Origin of the sequence: Nocardia gipuzkoensis (assembly GCF_021183645.1) — a bacterium.
GTDB classification, from domain to species: Bacteria; Actinomycetota; Actinomycetes; order Mycobacteriales; family Mycobacteriaceae; genus Nocardia; species Nocardia abscessus.
Map to the genome: position 1 here is coordinate 1,867,669 of NZ_CP089225.1, position 19,962 is coordinate 1,887,630.

At 68.5% G+C, this 19,962-nt stretch carries 20 protein-coding genes and 4 tRNA genes; 10 read left to right on the forward strand and 14 right to left on the reverse strand.

Going from position 1 to position 19,962, the window contains the following annotated elements; translation table 11 throughout:
- Positions 1-6: 6 nt before the first annotated feature.
- The 9 genes from rplK to LTT66_RS08465 form a co-directional block, all read right to left on the reverse strand.
- Entirely contained in the window at positions 7-441 is a 435-nt protein-coding gene (gene rplK, locus LTT66_RS08425) for a 50S ribosomal protein L11 (RefSeq protein WP_043698934.1), read from the reverse strand.
- A gap of 95 nt (positions 442-536) precedes the next feature.
- Entirely contained in the window at positions 537-1,319 is a 783-nt protein-coding gene (gene nusG / locus LTT66_RS08430) for a transcription termination/antitermination protein NusG (protein ID WP_043698970.1), read from the reverse strand.
- Between the two features lie 118 nt (positions 1,320-1,437).
- On the reverse strand, positions 1,438-1,827 hold the full coding sequence (gene secE, locus LTT66_RS08435) for a preprotein translocase subunit SecE (RefSeq protein WP_195147762.1): 390 nt from the start codon (positions 1,825-1,827) through the stop codon (positions 1,438-1,440).
- Positions 1,828-1,935: 108 nt separating this feature from the next.
- Positions 1,936-2,008, reverse strand: a tRNA-Trp gene (locus LTT66_RS08440).
- 221 nt (positions 2,009-2,229) lie between these two features.
- Entirely contained in the window at positions 2,230-3,297 is a 1,068-nt protein-coding gene (locus LTT66_RS08445) for a fused (3R)-hydroxyacyl-ACP dehydratase subunits HadA/HadB (protein ID WP_233069068.1), read from the reverse strand.
- A 183-nt stretch (positions 3,298-3,480) separates the two neighbouring features.
- Complete coding sequence (rpmG, locus tag LTT66_RS08450; protein WP_011211653.1) at positions 3,481-3,651, reverse strand: 50S ribosomal protein L33; 171 nt, start codon at positions 3,649-3,651, stop codon at positions 3,481-3,483.
- 42 nt (positions 3,652-3,693) lie between these two features.
- Positions 3,694-3,769: transfer RNA gene (locus LTT66_RS08455), tRNA-Met, on the reverse strand.
- A gap of 76 nt (positions 3,770-3,845) precedes the next feature.
- A tRNA-Thr gene (locus LTT66_RS08460) sits at positions 3,846-3,918 on the reverse strand.
- Between the two features lie 473 nt (positions 3,919-4,391).
- Positions 4,392-4,474, reverse strand: a tRNA-Tyr gene (locus tag LTT66_RS08465).
- Positions 4,475-4,648: 174 nt separating this feature from the next.
- On the opposite strand from LTT66_RS08465, the gene LTT66_RS08470 reads away from it, so the two are divergent.
- Positions 4,649-5,140 carry a YajQ family cyclic di-GMP-binding protein gene (locus tag LTT66_RS08470; protein WP_039802015.1) on the forward strand — a complete coding sequence of 164 codons (492 nt, stop codon included), beginning with the start codon at positions 4,649-4,651 and terminating at the stop codon, positions 5,138-5,140.
- 81 nt (positions 5,141-5,221) lie between these two features.
- Here the strand turns inward: LTT66_RS08470 and htpX are convergent, their stop codons facing one another.
- On the reverse strand, positions 5,222-6,103 hold the full coding sequence (gene htpX / locus LTT66_RS08475) for a zinc metalloprotease HtpX (RefSeq protein ID WP_181724762.1): 882 nt from the start codon (positions 6,101-6,103) through the stop codon (positions 5,222-5,224).
- Between the two features lie 100 nt (positions 6,104-6,203).
- Positions 6,204-7,244, reverse strand: coding sequence for a polyprenyl synthetase family protein (locus LTT66_RS08480; protein ID WP_233069070.1), 1,041 nt, complete (start codon positions 7,242-7,244; stop codon positions 6,204-6,206).
- A 222-nt stretch (positions 7,245-7,466) separates the two neighbouring features.
- Between LTT66_RS08480 and LTT66_RS08485 the strand changes: the two genes are divergently transcribed.
- From LTT66_RS08485 to LTT66_RS08495, 3 genes are read left to right on the forward strand one after another with little or no spacing between them, the layout of a single operon-like run.
- On the forward strand, positions 7,467-8,735 hold the full coding sequence (locus tag LTT66_RS08485; RefSeq protein ID WP_181724764.1) for a geranylgeranyl reductase family protein: 1,269 nt from the start codon (positions 7,467-7,469) through the stop codon (positions 8,733-8,735).
- 16 nt (positions 8,736-8,751) lie between these two features.
- A complete protein-coding gene (locus tag LTT66_RS08490; RefSeq protein ID WP_195066490.1) occupies positions 8,752-9,180 on the forward strand; it encodes a helix-turn-helix transcriptional regulator in 429 nt (142 codons plus the stop codon).
- 57 nt (positions 9,181-9,237) lie between these two features.
- A complete protein-coding gene (locus LTT66_RS08495; RefSeq protein WP_233065699.1) occupies positions 9,238-9,675 on the forward strand; it encodes a VOC family protein in 438 nt (145 codons plus the stop codon).
- A 45-nt stretch (positions 9,676-9,720) separates the two neighbouring features.
- Here LTT66_RS08495 and LTT66_RS08500 read toward each other — a convergent pair whose 3' ends face one another.
- Positions 9,721-10,227: a DUF2505 domain-containing protein gene (locus LTT66_RS08500; RefSeq protein ID WP_233065701.1), complete on the reverse strand. Its 507-nt coding sequence runs from the start codon at positions 10,225-10,227 to the stop codon at positions 9,721-9,723.
- A gap of 39 nt (positions 10,228-10,266) precedes the next feature.
- On the opposite strand from LTT66_RS08500, the gene LTT66_RS08505 reads away from it, so the two are divergent.
- The 4 genes from LTT66_RS08505 (at position 10,267) to LTT66_RS08520 (ending at position 17,082) form a co-directional block, all read left to right on the forward strand.
- Complete coding sequence (locus tag LTT66_RS08505; RefSeq protein WP_181724770.1) at positions 10,267-10,740, forward strand: DUF3592 domain-containing protein; 474 nt, start codon at positions 10,267-10,269, stop codon at positions 10,738-10,740.
- Between the two features lie 124 nt (positions 10,741-10,864).
- The gene (locus LTT66_RS08510) at positions 10,865-12,007 is read left to right on the forward strand and encodes a glycosyltransferase family 4 protein (RefSeq protein WP_233065703.1); all 1,143 of its coding nucleotides are present in this window, start codon (positions 10,865-10,867) and stop codon (positions 12,005-12,007) included.
- Between the two features lie 123 nt (positions 12,008-12,130).
- Complete coding sequence (locus tag LTT66_RS08515) at positions 12,131-12,775, forward strand: demethylmenaquinone methyltransferase (protein ID WP_408638828.1); 645 nt, start codon at positions 12,131-12,133, stop codon at positions 12,773-12,775.
- 101 nt (positions 12,776-12,876) lie between these two features.
- The gene (locus LTT66_RS08520) at positions 12,877-17,082 is read left to right on the forward strand and encodes a molybdopterin-dependent oxidoreductase (RefSeq protein ID WP_408638759.1); all 4,206 of its coding nucleotides are present in this window, start codon (positions 12,877-12,879) and stop codon (positions 17,080-17,082) included.
- Positions 17,083-17,094: 12 nt separating this feature from the next.
- On the opposite strand, the gene LTT66_RS08525 is transcribed toward LTT66_RS08520, so the two are convergent.
- Entirely contained in the window at positions 17,095-18,129 is a 1,035-nt protein-coding gene (locus LTT66_RS08525) for an aldo/keto reductase (RefSeq protein WP_233069073.1), read from the reverse strand.
- A 113-nt stretch (positions 18,130-18,242) separates the two neighbouring features.
- Here LTT66_RS08525 and LTT66_RS08530 point away from each other — a divergent pair, with 113 nt between their 5' ends.
- Positions 18,243-18,860: a TetR/AcrR family transcriptional regulator gene (locus LTT66_RS08530; RefSeq protein ID WP_233065709.1), complete on the forward strand. Its 618-nt coding sequence runs from the start codon at positions 18,243-18,245 to the stop codon at positions 18,858-18,860.
- A 13-nt stretch (positions 18,861-18,873) separates the two neighbouring features.
- On the opposite strand, the gene LTT66_RS08535 is transcribed toward LTT66_RS08530, so the two are convergent.
- Entirely contained in the window at positions 18,874-19,476 is a 603-nt protein-coding gene (locus tag LTT66_RS08535) for a TIGR03086 family metal-binding protein (protein ID WP_233065712.1), read from the reverse strand.
- Between the two features lie 128 nt (positions 19,477-19,604).
- Between LTT66_RS08535 and LTT66_RS08540 the strand changes: the two genes are divergently transcribed.
- On the forward strand, positions 19,605-19,853 hold the full coding sequence (locus tag LTT66_RS08540; protein ID WP_195097027.1) for a hypothetical protein: 249 nt from the start codon (positions 19,605-19,607) through the stop codon (positions 19,851-19,853).
- Positions 19,854-19,962: the final 109 nt, after the last annotated feature.

Sequence of the window (19,962 nt, forward strand, 5' to 3'; positions counted from 1 at the left end):
TTCCGCTCAGCCTTCGACGGTGATGCCCATCGAACGCGCGGTACCCGCGATGATCTTGGCCGCCTGCTCGAGGTCGTTGGCGTTCAGATCTTCCTGCTTGGTCTTGGCGATCTCGCGCACCTGGTCCATGGTCACCTTGGCGACCTTGAGGCGGTGCGGCTCCGCCGAGCCCTTCTGCACGCCTGCGGCCTTGAGCAGCAGCTTGGCGGCGGGCGGGGTCTTCAGCTTGAAGTCGAACGACCGGTCCTCGTACACCGAGATCTCGACCGGGATGACGTTGCCACGCTGCGACTCGGTCGCGGCGTTGTACGCCTTGCAGAACTCCATGATGTTGACGCCGTGCTGACCGAGCGCGGGGCCGACCGGAGGGGCCGGGTTCGCCTGGCCGGCCTGGATCTGAAGCTTGATGATCCCGGCGAGCTTCTTCTTCTTGGGGGGCATCTTTCTTTCCTAGGTGTTTGTTGTCCTTGCTCTTTGCAAGTCTGGTGTCGCGATCCTCGACCGGGCAGATTCCCCCGGCCGCTGATAGAGCTGGTCTAGATCTTCGCGACCTGGGTGAACGCCAGCTCGACCGGGGTCTCGCGGCCGAAGATCGACACGAGCACCTTGAGCTTCTGCTGTTCGGCGTTCACCTCGGAGATGCTGGCGGGCAGCGTGGCGAACGGGCCGTCCATGACGGTCACCGACTCGCCGACCTCGAAGTCGACCTCGATGACCGGCTTCGGCGCGACCTCGCCACCCGCCGACTCGGCGCTCGCCGAGGCAGCCGCCGCGGACGGCTTCTTCTGCTGCTGCGCGGCCGGGACCAGGAACTTCACCACGTCATCGATGGACAGCGGCGACGGACGCGAGGTGGCGCCGACGAATCCGGTGACGCCGGGAGTGTTGCGCACCGCGCCCCACGACTCGTCGTTCAGCTCCATCCGGACCAGGATGTATCCGGGCAGCACCTTGCGGTTGACGTGCTTGCGCTGGCCGTTCTTGATCTCGGTGACCTCTTCGGTGGGCACCTCGACCTGGAAGATGTAGTCCTCCAGGTCCAGGTTCTGCACGCGGGTCTCGAGGTTGGCCTTCACCTTGTTCTCGTAGCCCGCGTAGGAGTGGATGACGTACCACTCGCCGGGGGCGCGCCGCAGCGCGGCCTTCATCTCGGCGACGGGATCGGCGGGCTCGGCGTCGACGGCAGGGGCGGACTCAGCGGGCTCCGATTCCTCGACCGCAGGCTCGTCGGTCGCGAACTCCTCGACGGAGTCGGTGGGCTCGGCCACCGCGTCGTCGGCCGGGAACTTGTCGTGTGTGTCGTTCTCCGGGGTGCTCACTGGGGCACTCGCTTCCTGTGTCGTCACGTACATCCTCTGCGTGCCGGGCCGGGCGCGCGGCAAAATCACTGCCACCCGTGTCCGCCCGGGATCGGCTACCGGCGTCGGCGTTGTTCAGCTAGCCGAACAGCCAGTTGACACCCTTGATGAACGCCAGATCCAACCCGCTGATGAACGCGACCATGAAAATCACGAACACCAGAACAACGCTCGTATAGGTGACCATCTGCTTCCGGTTGGGCCAGATCACCTTGCGCAGTTCCGCGATGACCTCACGCAGGAACTTGATCAAACGCTTGAACGGATTACCCGACTTGCGCTCGGCCCGATCGGTCTTGGTTGCCTTTCGCGGACGGTCGAGCGTGGCGACCGTGCCCGTGTCGACCTGAGAAGACGCAGCGCGAGTCCGCCGAGCAGACCGCTTTCCGCTCGGCCGTGTCGCCGCGGCGGTGTCATCGCCTTCGTCGGCGGCATGTGCGCCGCGGCGAATGTCCCGCTCGTCGCTCACGCCTTCTCCTCGCTGCGCTCGGTGCCGCCGTGCGCGATGCGCGCTGTGCCAATGGCTCGCTCGCTACGCTCGCTCACGTCGATCCTCTCTCGTCGCTGGCAATCAGGGCAGGGGCGACAGGACTTGAACCTGCAACCTGCGGTTTTGGAGACCGCTGCTCTGCCAGTTGAGCTACGCCCCTTCGGTTGGACACTGGTGGCCGTCCAACCACTGTTCGATATTCAGTTGTGCCCTGGTGTCACACAACACGCGCGCCACTCCGGCAGTTGCCGGCCCCGTCGGTGCTCCTCGCGGATCACCTGGAACCAGCCCCTCAGAGCAGCGCGCAGCGGCTGGCGACCCCAGAAACCTGAGTGTACGTTACCGTGCGCGCCATTAGCCAATCCGGGTCGCCGTAGCTGGTCAGGCCAGCTGCACCGTCGCGGTGGCGCGGCCGAAGATCTTCTTCCCCGCCGACTTCGCTACGATCGCCACGACCGCGGTCTTGCTCTCCGGATCGACCGATTTCACCTTACCGGTGTACTCCACCTCGGCGGCCTCGTCGGTGCCCACGTAGACCGGGCTCGTGAAGCGGACGTTGTACTCCTTGATCGCGCCGGGATCGCCGAGCCAGGAGGTGACGAATCCGCCACCCAGGCCCATGGTGAGCATGCCGTGCGCGACGACGTTCTCCAGCCCGACCAGCTTCACCACCTCGTCGCTCCAGTGGATCGGGTTGGCGTCGCCGGAGACGCCCGCGTAGTTCACCAGATCGCCGCGGGTGAGCCGGACAGTCCGGGCGGGCAGCTCGTCGCCGACCGAGACGTCCTCGAAGCGGATGGCGTGCTTGCTGCGCACCGCCTCCGCCACGGGCGCGACCGGTGCGGCCGCCTCGGTCGCCGCGGGGGTGCTGCGCGGGTGATGCACCGGCGCCTCCTCGCCGATGCCGTGCATCAGCACGTTGCGGACGGCGGCGTTGAGGTTCGGGTCGATGTCGGCACCGCTGCGGCCGACGAGGGTGGTGTAGGTGGTGAGCACCAGCTCGTCGTTCTGCGCGGTGACGATGTTCTTGGTGACCATGATGTCGCCGCCGAAGGCCTGGCGGAACGAATGCAGGTAGACGTCGCAGGTGAGCTGGTCGCCGACCTTGATCGGGCGGTGGAACTCGAGGATCTGGTCGGTCTGCATGATCTGGCTGAGGTCGTAACCGGTGACGACCTCCTCGAACAGCTTGCGCTGGGCCAGGATCCCGACCAGGGAGATGAAGGTGACCGGCGCGAGCAGGTTGTCGTACCCGTACTCCTGCGCCACGTCCTCGTCCCAGTGCACCGGGTGGTAGTCCTGCACGGCGCGGGCGTATTCACGCACCTTCTCGCGGCCGACCTCGTAGTAGTCGTCGACGCGGTAGTGGTGACCGACCATCGCCGCGGCGTTTCCGGCGGGGTCGAGCGCCTCGCCCGTCTGGACCGCTTCGTCTGTACCGGTGTTGATTGTCACGGGAGGACTGTACCTATCTGACCCCGTCACCCGGAGTCTGCGGAGCGCTCACCACCGCACCCGCACCGTGAAAATGCGTCAGGGCCGGACATCTGTCCGGCCCTCGCGGTGCCACGGCCCGAGATACCGGGATGCGACTCCCGGCGCTACACCACGCGGTAGTTCACGCGTGGAGGACTAGCGGGATTCGCGGTGCGCCCGGTGCGTGCCGCAGTTCGGGCAGAACTTCTTCAGCTCCAGCCGATCCGGGTCGTTGCGCCGGTTCTTCTTGGTGATGTAGTTGCGGTGCTTGCACTGCTCGCAGGCCAAGGTGATCTTTGGCCGGACATCGGTGGACTTCGCGGCCACGATATGCCTTCTTTCCGGTACCTGATGGTCTTGTATCGGTTGTGGTAGCGATGGCCGGACTTGAACCGGCGACACAACGATTATGAGTCGTTTGCTCTACCGACTGAGCTACACCGCCACGGCGTCGCATTGCCATGGTGCCGAGCCCGCACTACGGGAGCGATGCCGAGTCGGTCACCACCGGCAATCCGGCGAGCCCCCTAACGGAATCGAACCGTTGACCTTTTCCTTACCATGGAAACGCTCTGCCGACTGAGCTAAGGGGGCATGACTACTTCCGCACCGAGCTCCGAACGCCCGACCTCAGCGCGGTGAAGTCTTGAACGAGGTTACACACTCACTGGTCTCACCACCAAACCGGGTGGTCAAAGCTGTGTTTTTGGCCGCGCGGGCGCGGCGGTTCGCGGTCGTAAGACTCCCGCCGTGCGTGGGCACGAAAAAGCGATGCGTTCAGACCGAACAATTCCCGATCACAGGCTTGACGACTGGCGGGTACGTGCGGGAACGGGCTGATGCGGATGCCCGAGGGGTGGATGCACACAGTCGCGAACAGCGCCGACGACAGGCGTCTGTCGATCGCCGCACACAAGACACTGGAACATGCGTGACCAACGGAACCACCGAAGGGGGTCCGGGGGCGAAGCCCGCCGGGCGGGGCGTGGGGGTTGCACCCCCACAAGACATACAAAGTGAGCCCTGTACGCGCTTTTTGCGTACAGGGCTCACTCAGCGAACGACGGTGGCAGGTGTAGGATTCGAACCTACGTAGGCTTTCACCGACAGATTTACAGTCTGCTCCCATTGGCCGCTCGGGCAACCTGCCGTTCGCGCATTGTTTCGCGCGCTGAGCAGAATACATCGAACCCACACCCTGAATGCAAACCGGCTGGCTATCGGCCGTGCGGCGCGACTACCCTCGGGTCTCCGGGTAGAACTGACGGGGGCTGGAAGCGTCCGGTTCAGCTCACCCGTCGGACCGTCAGAACAGGAGCGCAGTGTGGCTGATTCGTCTTTCGATGTTGTGAGCAAGGTCGACCGGCAGGAGGTCGACAACGCCCTGCATCAGGCGGAGAAGGAGCTCAACACCCGCTACGACTTCCGCGGCACCGGCGCGTCGATCGAATGGTCCGGCGAGGACAAGATCGTGCTCACCGCGGAGGCGGAGGAGCGCGTCAAGGCCGCGCTGGAGGTGTTCAAGGAGAAGCTGATCCGCCGCGACATCTCGCTGAAGGCGTTCGACGCGGGCGAGCCGGTCTCCTCCGGCAAGGTGTACAAGATCACTGGTTCGCTGGTGCAGGGCATCGACTCCGAGCACGCGAAGAAGATCTCCAAGAAGATCCGTGACGAGGGCCCCAAGGGCGTGAAGGCGCAGATCCAGGGCGACGAGCTGCGGGTGAGCAGCAAGAAGCGCGACGATCTGCAGGCCGTCATCGCCCTGTTGAAGGGCGAGGATTTCGGGATCGCGCTGCAGTTCGTCAACTACCGCTGACCGCCGGTACGCAGCGCGCGGCCGGTTCGGTCGCGTGCATACGAAGACCAGCCGGCCATGAACGACCGCGGCGGCAGAGACTCAGTACCGGCGCGGACCGCCCGCCATTTCCTCCAGCCGGGCGATGCGTTCGTTCATCGACGGGTGGGTGGAGAACCAGCGGGTGACCTTCTCACCCGGACGGAACGGGTTGGCGATCATCAGATGCGACTGCGCCGCCAGCCGAGGCTCCGGCGGCAGCGGGGCGCCCTGGACGCCGCGCTCGATCTTCCGCAGCGCCGACGCGAGTGCCAGCGGATCGCCGGTGAGTTCGGCGCCGGACTGATCGGCCTGGAATTCGCGCGAGCGCGAGACGGCCAGTTTGATCAGTGTCGCCGCGATCGGGCCCAGCAGCGACACCAGCAGCACGGCCAGTATGTTCGGACCGCCGCCATTGCGGTTGCCACCGAACATGGACATGTACATGGCCAGATTGGCCACACCGGAGATGACAGCCGCGAGCGCGCCCGCGATCGAGGAGATGAGAATGTCGCGGTTGTAGACGTGCGAGAGTTCGTGACCGAGCACCGCCCGCAGTTCCCGCTCGTCGAGAAGTTGCAGGATGCCGCTGGTGCAACAGACCGCGGCGTGGCGGGGGTTGCGACCGGTGGCGAAGGCGTTGGGTGCGTTCGTGGGGCTGATGTACAGCCGCGGCATCGGCTGGCGCGCGGCGGTGGCCAGCTCACGCACGATCCGGTACATGACCGGAGCCTCCAGCTCGCTGACCGGCTGCGCGTGCATCGCCTTCAACGCGATCTTGTCGCTGCTGAAGTACGCGTAGGCGTTCATGCCCACCGCGAGCACGATCGCGACGACCAGGATCGTCGGGTTACGGAACAGCGCACCGATCAGCACGATCAGGGCCGAAAGGCCCACCATCAGCCCGAAGGTCTTCAGTCCGTTCGCAAACCCGTGCCCGTGCATACGTCTCCCTTGCCGCTCCCCCGTTCACCGAGTCGCCTTACAGCAGCTCAACGATAGAAGCTTCAGGCAAAGTTCCGGTGAACCCCGCACCGCGCCGAAATCAGCCCACGCGTTCGATGGTGTAGCGCACCAGCCGCTCGAGCGCGTCGTTGGCCGGGCCGCCGGGCAGCGCGGACAGCTCGGTGTAGGCGAGGTCGGCGTAGCCCTGCAGCTTCTCCTTGGCCAGTGCCATGCCGCGCGAATCGGCCAGCAGGTCGATCGCCTCTTCGACCTCGTCGTCGGTTTCCAGCGGGCGGGCCAGCAGCTTGCGCAGGCGGTCCCCCTCGGCGCCCTCCTCGCGCAGCGCGTACAGCACCGGCAGGGTGTGCACGCCTTCGCGCAAATCGGTGCCAGGGGTCTTGCCGGACTGTTCGGAGGCGGAGGAGATGTCGATGATGTCGTCGGAGATCTGGAAGGCGGTGCCGACCGCGTCGCCGAGGCGGGCCAGGCGCTCGACGTGCTCGGGGTCGGCGCCGGAGAAGGTGCCGCCGAAGCGACCGGAGGCGGCGATGAGCGAACCGGTCTTCTCCCACACCACGCGCAGGTAGTGCTCGACCGGGTCCTGGGATTCGCGAGCGCCCATGGTCTCGCGCATCTGGCCGGTGACGAGTTCGGCGAAGGTCTCGGCGATGATGCGCACCGCGTCGGGACCGAGGGTGGAGGTGAGCCGGGACGCGTGCGCGAACAAGTAGTCGCCCGCGAGGATGGCGATGTTGTTGCCCCATCGCGAGTTGACGCTCGGTGCGCCGCGCCGCATCGGGGCCTCGTCCATCACGTCGTCGTGATACAGCGTGGCCAAGTGCACGAGCTCGACCACGGTGCCCGCGGTGACGAGGGCGGGATCGGTGGGGTGCGGGCCGAGCTGCCCGGTGAGGATGGTGAACAGCGGACGGAATCGCTTACCGCCGGCCTTGGCCAGGTGCAGCGCGGCTTCCTGAAGGAATTCCGCACCGTCGGACAGCTCATCGACCAGGAGTTTCTCCACCTGAGCCAAGCCGGAGCGCACCGTGTCGGCGAGCCCGATGTCGCCGAGGTCGACCCCGGCCACGACCGTGCTCACGTCGTCTCCGGCTCCGCCGTGCCCGCCGTGCGCCGTGTCCATGATTCGCTCGCCGCGCTCGCTCATGGCCGATGTGCTCATTTCTTCTCCCAGCGATGCGTCCGACCCCACGGTAGAGAACCTAGCGTGTCCCCGTCGGATGGCCCATGAACACCGTCACTCTGTGGATATTCGGTCACTATCGCACGCCTCGCTCGTACTCATCCGTGACGCGCGCGTGACCGCCGTCGACATGAGCGAGACAGCCCTGCGAGTATGGACCGCATGGGTTCACCCGAAGCGAGTCCCGCGAGCGACCAGGACGCGTTGCCCAGCCGGGCCGAGGTGCTGGTCGTCGGCGCGGGCCCGGCCGGATCGGCGTCGGCGGCTTGGGCGGCGCGGGCGGGACGAGATGTGGTGCTCATCGATTCCGCCGTTTTTCCCAGGGACAAGACCTGCGGTGACGGGCTGACCCCGCGCGCGACCGCCGAACTGGAGCAGCTCGGCCTCGGCGAGTGGGTGCGCGCGCACATCGTCAACCACGGCCTCCGGATGACCGGCTTCGGCCGCGAGGCGCTGCTGAGCTGGCCGGGCGGTTCCTTTCCGACCTACGGGAGCGCGGTTCCCCGAACCGAACTCGACGACAAACTGCGCGAGACGGCGGTGAAATCGGGCGCGCGCATGGTGGACGGGACGAAGGTGGTCGATGTCACCCGCGAGGGTGATCGGGTCACCGGTGTGACGGTGCGGACGGCCGACGGTACGCGGACGATCGCATGCCGCACGCTGGTGGTCGCCGACGGAGTGCGTTCGCCGGTCGGGCGGCTGCTCGGCCGCACCTGGCATCGGCAGTACGCCTACGGCACCGCCGCGCGCGCCTACATCAAGTCCGGCCGCAGCGACGACCAGTGGATCACTTCGCATCTGGAGCTGCGCGACGCCGCAGGCGAGCTGGTTCCGGGGTACGGCTGGGTGTTCCCGCTCGGCAACGGTGAGGTCAACATCGGCGTCGGGTCGTTGGCCACCGAGCGACGGCCCTCGCATATCGCGTTGAAACCGCTGCTCGCGCACTACACGGCGCTGCGCAGGGAGGAATGGCAGTTCGAGGGCTCGCTGCGCGCGATCGCCTCGGCGCTGCTCCCGATGGGCGGCGCGGTCTCGAACGTCGCCGGACGCAACTGGGTGCTGATCGGTGACGCCGCGGGCTGTGTGAACCCGCTCAACGGCGAAGGCATCGACTACGGCTTGGAGGGCGGTCACCTGCTGGCCGATCTGCTGGACGAGCCCGACCTCACCGAGATCTGGCCGCAGGTGCTGCGCGCCCGATACGGACGCACGTTCTCCGTCGCCCGGCGGATCGCGGGCCTGGCCACCCATCCGCGCATGGTGCCGCTGGGCGGTCCCCCGGTGATGCGGTCGAAGTACTTGCAGCGCACGGCCGTCCGGGTGATGGGCAACCTGGTGACCGACGAGGACGTCGACCTGACCGCGCGGGCGTGGCGGATCGCGGGCCGGACGTCGATGCGCCTCGACGAACGTCCGCCGTTCGCTTAGGGACGGTGACGGCGCGATGGGTGAACAACGGGCGCGCGGATTGCCCGCGCTGTATCTGCTCCCGCATCTGCGCCGAGCCAGGGACCTGGCCGACCGGCACTACGCCGACCCGCTGAATCTGGACGAGCTGGCGGCGGCCGCCGGGGTGTCCAAATATCACTTCCTGCGCGCGTTCGCCGCGGTCTACGGCCTGACCCCCGCCGCGTACCTGGCCGAGCGGCGCATCGAACGCGCGCAGGATCTACTGCGGGCGACCAATCTCACGGTCACCGAGGTGTGCATGCTGGTCGGCTACAGCAGCCTCGGCTCGTTCAGCAGCAAGTTCCGCCAGCTGGTCGGGGTCACGCCATCGCAGTACCAGGGGAAATTCGCCGACGGCGCGCCGCGCATCCCGGGTTGCTTCGTCTTCATGCACGGGCTCTCCGACCGCAAGCCGCCCGGCTGAGCGAACGGCGCAATTTCGGAGAAGCCCGCGGCCCGGCGTCCGCCATAGCCTGGCCGCATGACGACGATTACGAATGTTTCCCTGGTCACGGTCTACGTCACGGACCAGACCGCGGCCAAGCAGTGGTACATCGACAAGCTCGGGTTCGTCGAGACCAGCGACGTCACCATGGGCGACAACGGTTTCCGCTGGGTCACCATCGCGCATCCCGCGCACCCCGAGCTGGAGATCACTCTGATGCTCCCTGGCCCGCCGCTGGACGAGAACTACGCCGAGGCCGTCCGGCGCGCGCTGGCCAACGGCACGCACGGCTCGCTCGGCCTGCGGACCGAGAACTGCCAGAAGACCTTCGAAGACCTCACCGCGAAGGGGGTGGAGTTCGTGCAGCCGCCCGCGGAACGGCCCTACGGGACCGAGGCGGTCATCCGGGACAATTCCGGGAACTGGCTGGTCCTGGTGGAGCGGAAGGAATACTCGCCGCAGGATTTCGCCTAGACCGCGGCGGCGTCGCCCCGGCGCGAACCGGGGCGACGCGCCCGCTCAGGCGGTCGGCTTCGCCGACAGCCACTCCTCGATGAATTTGCGCTCGCTGTTGAGCACCCGATGGTGCAGCTGTTCGGCGAGCGGCTCGATCGCGCCGCCGACCAGGGGTACCTTCACCTGCACGGTGCCGACCACCTCCAGCTCGGAACCCTCCGCGGTGGAACGGATCTCGTAGGACCCCGACATCGCGGTGGTGATGCCGCCGGTGGTTGCTTCGAAGCTGCCCTTGGCGACCTCGCCGACCAGCGGCTGCCAGTTGTCGATGCGGGAGAAGGTGAGTTCGCTCTTGAGCACCTTGCGGACCAGCGTGGGGACCTTGTCTTCCGCGGCCTTTTCGGTCATATGGATGCGAATGGTGCCCGCGCCGTCGGGATGCGACAGATCCAGCGTCGCGGTCGGGGCGTCGGCGAAACGGGCCTGCCAGACGTCGTTGGTGGTGAGTGCCCGGTGGAGATCTTCGACCGGGACGGTGTAAGGCACGGTGAAGCTGAATTTTCGGGACATGGCCGCCACGGTATCCGAGCCGCTGGGTAGCCTGTGGCGGTGTCGGAAACCAGTCAGTCCAGCGGGCGGCCGATCCGCCTGCGGCGGGCCGGGATCGGAGTGCTGATCGCCGCGACGGCGGTGAGCGTGCTCGTCGGTCTGCTGGTGCTGGCCGCGTGGCGCAACGACTATCTGATCAGCTCCGACAAGGGCAGCACCACGGCCGAGGTGCTCTCGGCGGGCCGGCTGCGCTCGGCGGTCATGTATGTCACACCGGACGGTGAGACGCACAACCCGAAGGTCGGCGTCCTGTATCCGACCAATCTGACCGCGGGTGAGCGGATTCGCGTGGAATACAGCCGCAGCGACCCCGACCTGGTGCGCGTGGAAGGCCGGGACGTGCGGGTGGCCATTCCGCCCGCGCTGTCGGTCATCGTGGTGGTGTGGCTGCTCGCGCTGCCCACGCTGTGGTTGCTCTCCCGCGCGAACAGACGCGCGACCGCGCCGGTGGGGCGGCCTGCGCCGCAGGGCTGAATTCCCCTCCGCGCGGAACGCAGCCCGAGGCGGCCGCCCCGGGGCCCCGACAGTTCGCCGGATCTTTCCATGTCCTTCACTTCGGCGTGAGGACGCGGCGCGGTGCACCGTTCAGGCTGGGAGCGTGCGTGTAGCGATCGTCGCGGAGTCGTTTCTGCCGAACATGAACGGCGTCGTCAACTCCGTGCTGCGGGTGCTGGAGCATCTGGACCGGCACGGGCACGACGCGCTGATCATCGCGCCGGACACGCCGCGCGGGCAGCCCGCCGCCCCGCGCGACTACGGACGTTTCCCCGTCCACCGGGTGCCCGCGGTGATGGTGCCGAAGGTCAGCTCGCTGCCGGTGGGGCTGCCGCAGCCCGGCATCGTCTCGGCCATCGAGGACTTCGACGCCGACGTGGTCCACCTGGCCTCGCCGTTCCTGCTCGGCGCCGGCGGTCTCGGTGCGGCGCTGCGACTGGATCTGCCGACCGTCGCGGTGTACCAGACCGACGTCGCCGGCTTCGCCAAGAGCTACGGACTCGGCTTGGCGAGCCGGGCCGCCTGGGGCTGGACCCGGCGCATCCACGAGGGAGCCACCCGCACGCTCGCACCCTCCCGGGCCGCGGCGGAGGACTTGGCGCGGCACGGCATCCCGCGCGTGCACCGGTGGGGGCGCGGTGTCGACATCGCGCGGTTCACCCCGAGCGCCCGCTCCGAGGAGCTACGCGCCGCCTGGCTCGCCGGCCGGGACCGCCTGCTGGTGGGCTTCGTGGGGCGGTTAGCGCCGGAGAAGCACGTGGAGCGGCTCGCGGTGCTCGGCGCCGACCCCGACATCCAGCTGGTGATCGTCGGCGACGGTCCGGAGCGCCAGCGGCTGGCCCGTCTCATGCCGACCGCGGTGTTCACCGGTGAGCTCGGCGGCGACGAGCTGGCGCGGGCGTATGCCAGCCTGGATGTGATGGTGCACGCGGGCGAGCACGAGACGTTCTGTCAGGGTGTGCAGGAGGCGCTGGCGGCGGGCATCCCGGTGATCGGCCCGGACGCGGGCGGTCCGCGCGACCTGATCGCCCACTGCCGCAACGGCTATCTGCTTCCGGTGGACCGCTTCGAAGAGTTGCTGCCCAGTGCCATCGGGGGACTGCACGATCCACAGCTTCGGGCCCGGTTCGCGGGGGCGGCCAGGAAGTCGGTGCTGCCACGGACCTGGCCTGCCATCTGCACCCAGCTGATGGGCCACTACGCCGAGGTGACCGGGGCGCGGATTCGGTTGCCGCATACCGCCTGAACCCGCTCGGGCGTGACGCGTGCCACGGTCGGTTCGTAACAGACCGCGAGTTAGGGTCTTGGCGTGGCGAAAACGCAATCGAACCGGGCCTCGTTGGACAAGCAGCCGCGGGAAGTCGCGTCGATGTTCGACGGTGTGGCCCGGCGATACGACCTGACCAACACGGTGATCTCCGCGGGGCAGGATCGCTACTGGCGCTGGGCGACGCGCAAGGCCCTGGCGCCGCGGCCGGGCGAACGATTGCTCGATCTCGCCGCCGGTACCGGTGTGTCCACGCTGGAGCTGCAGAAATCCGGCGCCTGGTGCTTGGCGGCCGACTTCTCCAAGGGCATGCTCAGCGCCGGCCGGTTCCGTGACGTGCCGATGGTGGCGGCCGACGCGATGGCGCTGCCGTTCGCCGACGACTCCTTCGACGCGGTGACCATCTCGTTCGGACTGCGCAACGTGGCCGACACCGATCTCGCCCTGCGTGAGATGCTGCGGGTCACCAAGCCCGGCGGCAGGCTGGTGGTGTGCGAGTTCTCCGCGCCGGTGCTCCCCGTGTTCCGCACCGTCTACCTGGAGTACCTGATGAAGGCGCTGCCCAAGGTGGCCCGCGTGGTGAGCAGCAATCCCGACGCCTACGTCTACCTCGCCGAATCCATCTCCGAATGGCCGAACCAGCGCAGGCTGGCGATGCGGATCGCCGAGAACGGGTGGTCGTCGGTGAAGTGGCGCAACCTCACGGGCGGCGTTGTGGCTCTGCACCGGGCCTACAAGCTCGGCTGAGCGGAGACCTCGATCACACCTCACCGCCGGTTTCGGGAGCGGTGAGGAGGAATGTCACCTGGCGATAACGCGAGGTAAATCCGGCGCAATCGGCGGTCCGCATGATCGGAGGCATGACCGATACAGTCACCGGCCGCGGCGACGGCACTGCCCGAACGGCGTGCTCGTACTGCGGCGTGGGCTGCGGGATGACGGTGTCGACCGCGGCCGGCGGCGCGGGCAAGCCGGTGATCGCCAAGGTCAGCGGGGACAAACTGCACCCGGCGAACGCGGGCAGGCTGTGCACCAAGGGGGCGACGCACGCGGAATTGATGCGCACTCCGGGGCGGATGGAGACCGCCTACCGGCGCTCCGAGCGCGGCCAGGTCCCGGTGCCGTTCCCCGTCGACGAGGCGGTGCACGAGGCGGCGACCCGGCTGCGCGCGATCCTGGACGAGCACGGTCCGGACGCGATCGCGCTGTATGTCTCCGGGCAGATGTCGCTGGAAGCCCAGTACCTCGCCACCAAGCTCGCCAAGGGCTATCTGCGCACGGTGCACATCGAGGCGAACTCGCGGCTGTGCATGGCCAGCGCGGGGACCGGATACAAGCAGTCGCTCGGCGCGGACGGCCCGCCCGGCTCCTACGACGACTTCGAGCACGCGGACCTGTTCTTCGTGATCGGCGCGAACATGGCCGACTGCCATCCGATCCTGTTCCTGCGAATGGCCGATCGGCTCAAGGCCGGGGCCAAGCTGATCGTGGTGGACCCGCGTCGCACCGAGACGGCCGCGCGCGCGGACCTCTTTCTGCAGATCGCCCCAGGCACGGATCTCGCGCTGCTGAACGGGCTGCTACACCTGCTCGTCGCCAACGGTGACATCGACGCGGAATTCATCGCCGAGCACACCGAGGGCTGGGACGCGATGCCGGAGTTCCTGGCCGACTATCCGCCGCAGCGAGTGGCGGAGATCACCGGACTGGCCGAGGCCGACATCCGCACCGCCGCTCAGTGGATCGGCGCGGCGGGCGAGTGGATGTCGCTGTGGACGATGGGACTCAACCAGTCCACGCACGGCACCTGGAACACCAACGCGCTGTGCAATCTGCACCTGGCCACCGGAGCCATCTGCCGTCCCGGCAGCGGGCCCTTCTCGCTCACCGGGCAGCCGAACGCGATGGGCGGGCGTGAGATGGGCTACATGGGACCCGGCCTGCCCGGCCAGCGCAGCGTGCTCTCCGCCGAGGACCGCACGTTCGTGGAGACCGTCTGGGAGCTGGAGCCCGGCACGCTTCGCACCGAAGCCGGGCCCGGCACGGTGGAGATGTTCCGCGAACTGGCCGCCGGGGCGATCAAAGCGGCCTGGATCATCTGCACCAACCCGGTGGCCACCGTGTCGAACCGGAAGACGGTGATCGCGGGCTTGGAGGCGGCCGAACTGGTGATCGCCCAGGACGCGTACACCGAGACCGCGACCAACGCCTACGCCGACCTGCTGTTGCCCGCCACGCTGTGGGCGGAGGCCGACGCGGTGATGGTGAATTCCGAACGCAACCTCACCCTGCTGCAGCAGTCGGTGCCGCCCACCGGTGACGCGCGGCCGGATTGGCGGATCATCGCCGACATCGCCACCGCGATGGGTTTTCCCGGTTTCGAGTTCGCCACCAGCGCCGAAGTGTTCGCCGAGATCAAACGGTTCGCGAATCCGGCGACCGGCTACGACCTGCGTGGCATGAGCTATGACGCGCTGCGCGACGGGCCGATGCAGTGGCCGTGCCCGGAGCCGGAGCGCAGGCGCAATCCGATCCGGTACCGCAACGACGGGGTCAGCCAGACGCTGTTCGTGGACGAGAACGGCCACCGGCCCCGGCTGGCCTTCGCCACGCCGAGCCGCCGCGCGGTGTTCTGGCCGCGACCGCACCTGCTGCCGGAGGAGATGCCGGACGACGACTACCCGTTCCTGCTGAACACCGGCCGCCTGCAGCACCAGTGGCACACGATGACCAAGACCGGCAAGATCGACAAGTTGACCAAGCTGAACGGCACGCCGTTCGTCGAGGTGCACCCGGCCGACGCCGAGCGGCTCGGGCTGCGCGAAGGCGACCAGCTCGAGATCGCCTCGCGCCGGGGCCGGGCCGTGCTGCCGGTGCAGGTCAGCGACCGAGTGCGGCCGGGCGATTGCTTCGTGCCGTTCCATTGGAACGACGAGCAGGGCGAATACCTCACCATCAACGCGGTCACCAACGACGCGGTCGACCCGGCCTCGCTGCAACCGGAGTTCAAGGCGTGCGCGGTGGCGCTGCGCCGGGTGGCCGCCGTACCGCGACCCGAGACTCCCGCCGCGCGGCCCGCGGCGGAGTCGGCGCACCCGTTGGCGGCGGTGCTCGGCCTCGACAGTCACACCGCACCCACGCTCAGTGAGACCGAGCGGATCTACCTCAGCGGCTACCTGGCCGCGCTGCAGGCGCTTCCGGTGACCGGTCAGCCGGTGCTGCCGGGGTCGGCGCCGATGTCCGCGCACAGCAGGCTGTGGGTCGACGGGCTGCTGGCCGGCATGTACTCGCGCGGCGCGACGAGTCCGGCGCCCGCGGTCGACAAGGGTGACACCGCCCGCGCCGTCACCGTGCTGTGGGCCTCGCAGACCGGCACGGCGGAGGAGTTCGCGGCCAGCGTCGCGGCGCATCTGGCCGCACACGGCTTCGCGCCGCGACTGCTGGATCTGGACTCCTGCGAGCCGAGCGCGCTCCACGGCGACGTGCTGGTGGTCAGCAGCACGTTCGGCGATGGTGGGCCGCCGGACAACGGAGCGGATTTCTGGGCCGGCCTGGCCGACGGCGCCGTGCGGCTGACCGGTGTGCGGTTCGCGGTGTTCGCCCTCGGCGACTCCTCCTACGACGACTTCTGCGGCTACGGCCGCAAACTCGACGAGAAATTCGCCGAACTGGGCGCGACCCGGTTGCTTCCGCGCGTCGACAGTGAACCCGACTACGAAGACGCGGCGCGGCGCTGGCTCGATGACGTCCTCGCCGCGCTCGGCGACGGGGATGCCGGGCAGCTGGACTCTTCGGCCGACTTCCCGACGCACGGTGGCAGCGGTTCGCGGCCCGTCGCGCCCCGGGGTGGCGTCGCGACGATGGAATTGCCGAGCGCCGCAACGGCACTCGGCCGTCTCCGCACCGCGACGCCGTTCACCCGCACCGCGCCGCTGCGCGCGCCGCTCGTGCGCAACGACTTGCTGTCGGCCGGAGGCTCACCGAAAGAGGTGCGCCGCTTCGGATTCGATCTGCGCGGGCTGGACGCCACGTACGAGGTGGGTGATTCGCTGGGCGTCTGGCCGGTGAATTGCACCTCGCTGGTCACCGAATGGCTGGCCGCCACCGGGCTGGACGGTCGCCGTGTCGTCGAGGTCGATGAGCGCGAAATACCGCTGGCCGAGGCGCTGCGCACGCACTACGACATCACCAAGGTCGGTCAGGACCTGCTCGGCTTTCTCGCCGAACGCAACCACAGTGGCAAGCTCGCCAAACTGCTCCGCCGGGACAACCGCAACGAGCTGGCGAATTACCTGTGGGACCGGCAGGCGGTGGACGTGCTGCGCGACTTCCCGGTCCGCGCCGATCTGGTGGAGTGGCTCGGCACGCTGAAGAAGTTGCAACCGCGCCAGTATTCGATCTCGTCGAGTCCGCTGGTCAGCCCGGATGAGGTGGAGCTGACCGTCGGCATCGTGCGCTACGGCGACCCGGCGGCCACCGGTTCGGCGGCGCGGCGCGGCGGGGTGTGCTCGACCTTCCTGGCCGACCGGGCGCATGCCGACGTCACCGATGCGGCCGTGCCGATCTTCCTGCAGCGGGCACCGCATTTCCGCCCCCCGGCCGACCCGACCGCTCCGATGATCATGGTGGGCCCCGGCACCGGCATCGCCCCCTTCCGCGGCTTTCTGCACGAGCGCAGGGCTCTCGGCTGCACCGGGCGCAACTGGCTCTTCTTCGGCGATCAGCACGCGGCCCAGAACTTCTACTACCGCGCCGAACTGGAGGACATGTTCCGTTCCGGTTTCCTGACCCGGCTCGACCTGGCCTTCTCCCGCGACCAGCGGGAGCGGATCTACGTGCAGCACCGCATGATCGAACACGGCGCCGAGCTGTGGTCCTGGCTACGCGAGGGCGCCCACTTCTACATCTGCGGCGACGCCAGCCGCATGGCAAAGGACGTCGATGAGGCGCTGCTGCGCATCGCGCGCATCCACGGCAAACTCGATGAGGACGGCGCGCTGGCGTTCAAGAAGCAGCTCGTCGCCGAAAAGCGTTACGTCCGAGACGTCTACTGACCGAACCCATGCTCACACCGCGGCCGGGTTCAGGCGGGTGAAGTCGGGGAGGCGGTAGTACGGGTAGTAGGGGTAGGGCGGGGTGGTGGCGCTGGCTTTGTCGAGGCGGGCGATCTGGTCGGCGTCGAGTTCCCAGCCGATCGCGCCGAGGTTCTGGCGCAGTTGCTCCTCGTTACGGGCGCCGACGATGACGGTCGCGACGGTGGGGCGGCGCAGCAGCCAGTTGAGGGCGATCTGCGGGACGGTCTTCCCGGTTTCGGCGGCCAGCTCGTCGAGCACGTCGATCACGTCGTAGAGCTTCTCCTCGTCCACCGGCGGTCCGGCCTCGGCGGTCCGGTGCAGACGGCTGCCCTCCGGAAGCGGTTGTCCGCGCCGGATCTTGCCGGTGAGCCTGCCCCAGCCCAGCGGACTCCAGACGACCGCGCCGACCCCCTGGTCGCGGCCCAGCGGCATGAGTTCCCACTCGTAATCGCGCCCGACCAGCGAGTAGTAGACCTGGTGCGCGACGTACCTGCTCAGACCGTTGCGATCGGCCGCGGCAAGGGATTTCATCAGCTGCCAGCCCGCGAAGTTGGACGCGCCGAGATAGCGGATCTTGCCCGCGCGCACCAGATCGTCCAGCGCGGCGACGACCTCATCCACCGGGGTGCCCGCGTCGAAGGCGTGCAGCTGGAACAGATCGATGTAGTCGGTGCCCAGCCTGCGCAGCGACGCCTCCACCGCACCGATCAGCCTGGCCCGGCCGGAACCGGCGTCCCACGGGTCGGCGCCGGTCGGCAATGTCGCCTTGGTGGACAGCAGCACCCGGTCGCGCCTGCCCTTGACGGCCGCGCCGAGCACCTCCTCGGAGGCGCCGTCGGAGTAGACGTCGGCGGTGTCGAACATGCGCACGCCTGCGTCCAGGCTGATGTCGACCAGCCGCCGCGCCTGCTCGGCGTCGGTGTCGCCCCACGCGCCGAACAGTTCACCCCGGCCGCCGAAGGTACCCGCGCCGAAGCTCAACGCCGGGACGAGCAGACCGGACGCCCCGAGCCGCCGGTACTCCATCTGCGTGTCCACCGTCTGAACGTTCATCGGACCGCCCTCCTAAAGGGTCTATAGTTCCATTAACAACTCGGACGGTACACCCGTTCGCGCATAAATGAAACTGGAGTCCCGTTATGGAGCTGGAAGAGGCTACTCCCGGATCGGTTCGACCCGGCGGACGAACCGCGCGGGTCCGCGCCGCGGTACTGCAGGCGGCGGGCGACCTGCTGGCCGAACGCGGCTTCGCCCACCTGGACCTCGCCGAGGTCGCGGCGCGCGCCGAGGTCGGCAAGACCACCGTCTACCGCCGCTGGCGCACGCCGACCGGCCTGATCGCCGACCTGCTGGTCGACATGGCCGAGCAGTCGCTGCCGCACGCCGACACCGGTTCCCTGCTCGGCGATCTCACCGCCAACGCCCGCCTGGTCGCGCGGACACTGTCCGATCCCCGTCAGGGCGAACTCTTCCGGGCCGTGATCGCGGCCGCTACCTGTGACGACTCCGCCGCGGCCGCCCTGCGCCGCTTCTACGACGTCCGGCTCACCGAATGGTCGGCCTGCGTCGAGGCAGCCATCGCGCGCGGCGAAGCACCCGAGGGCACCGACGCACGCGCGGCACTGTCCGCGGTATCGGCCCCGCTGTACTACCGACTACTCGCCAGCGGCGACCCCATCGATGACGCCGCGGCGGATATGGCCGCCGGCGCCGCGGTCGCTGCCGCGAACGCAGGCTCCTTCGTGACCCGGCTCTGATCCGAACTCCCGGCTAGCCGGACACCGCTCCCCTGGCCTGCGCGGTCCAGTCGGCGCGGCGGCCGGTGAAAGCGAGCACCCGCTCCAGATCCGACGCTTCGGCCGTAACCGGTTGCACCGGCCCGAACGCACCGGGCACTCCTTCGGCGGGCATCTCGCTCAGCATGTCCAGCAAGGTCGCCAGATCTCCGGCGGCACAGGTGAAGGGCTGATCGGTGGCCGTCGCGAGATCCCAGCCGTGCACGACCACTTCGTCCAGGGCGACCCTGGCCATCACCGGGGCGGGCTCGCTCACCCCGCCAGCCTCCGTCACGCCGTCCCAGGCCGCTGGGTCACGCCACGCCGCCACCAAGGCCTCGAGCCGGCCCGGAATGCGCGTGCGCCAGTCCTCCGGCAGGGCGCGCTCGGACGGGGGCGGCGGCGCGACCGAACCACCGACGGCCTCCTTCGTGGCCGCCTGACGGAATGCCTCGGTCAGATCCACCACGTGCGCGAGCAGGTCACCGACCGTGGTGTCGGCGCACGGCGTCGGCGCGGCGAGCTGGTCGTCGGTGATTCGGCCGACCACGGTCGCCAGTGCGGCGGCTGCGGGCTCGAAATCGAACTCAGGGGTCATCGGGCCTCCTTGGGGCGAGAGAACGTCTCTGGATATCGAGACGACGCGAGGCGGCGAAATTGAGCGGCGCACCCCTTCGCAACCAACTCGTAGCGGCGAAAAGCCCTGGAAAAGCGGATAATTGAAAGATGAAGGGTGATCGAGTGGAGATCGTCGTCGACGTCGGCGACGGGTCTCGCAGTTACGAGATCGCGGCTACCCGGGCGGGTCGGCGGGTCGAGGTACGGATCGCGCGGGGCGTGGTCGAAGTCAGCGAGGTGACGCGATCGGGGACGGCGGTGCGAACCGCGCGGTTCATGGCCGGGCGAACGCTCGCGCTGGTCGAGCACCCCGCGAGCGGCACGGCGCCGCAGGACGACGAAGTGCGACAACACTGACCCACCGACGCTTGCCGTGCGGCCCTGCCCCGGGCATCCTCGATGCTGTCGGAGTTGATCGTCCGCCTCGATTGCGGCGTGCCACGACGGGTATGCCGATCGAGAGGCC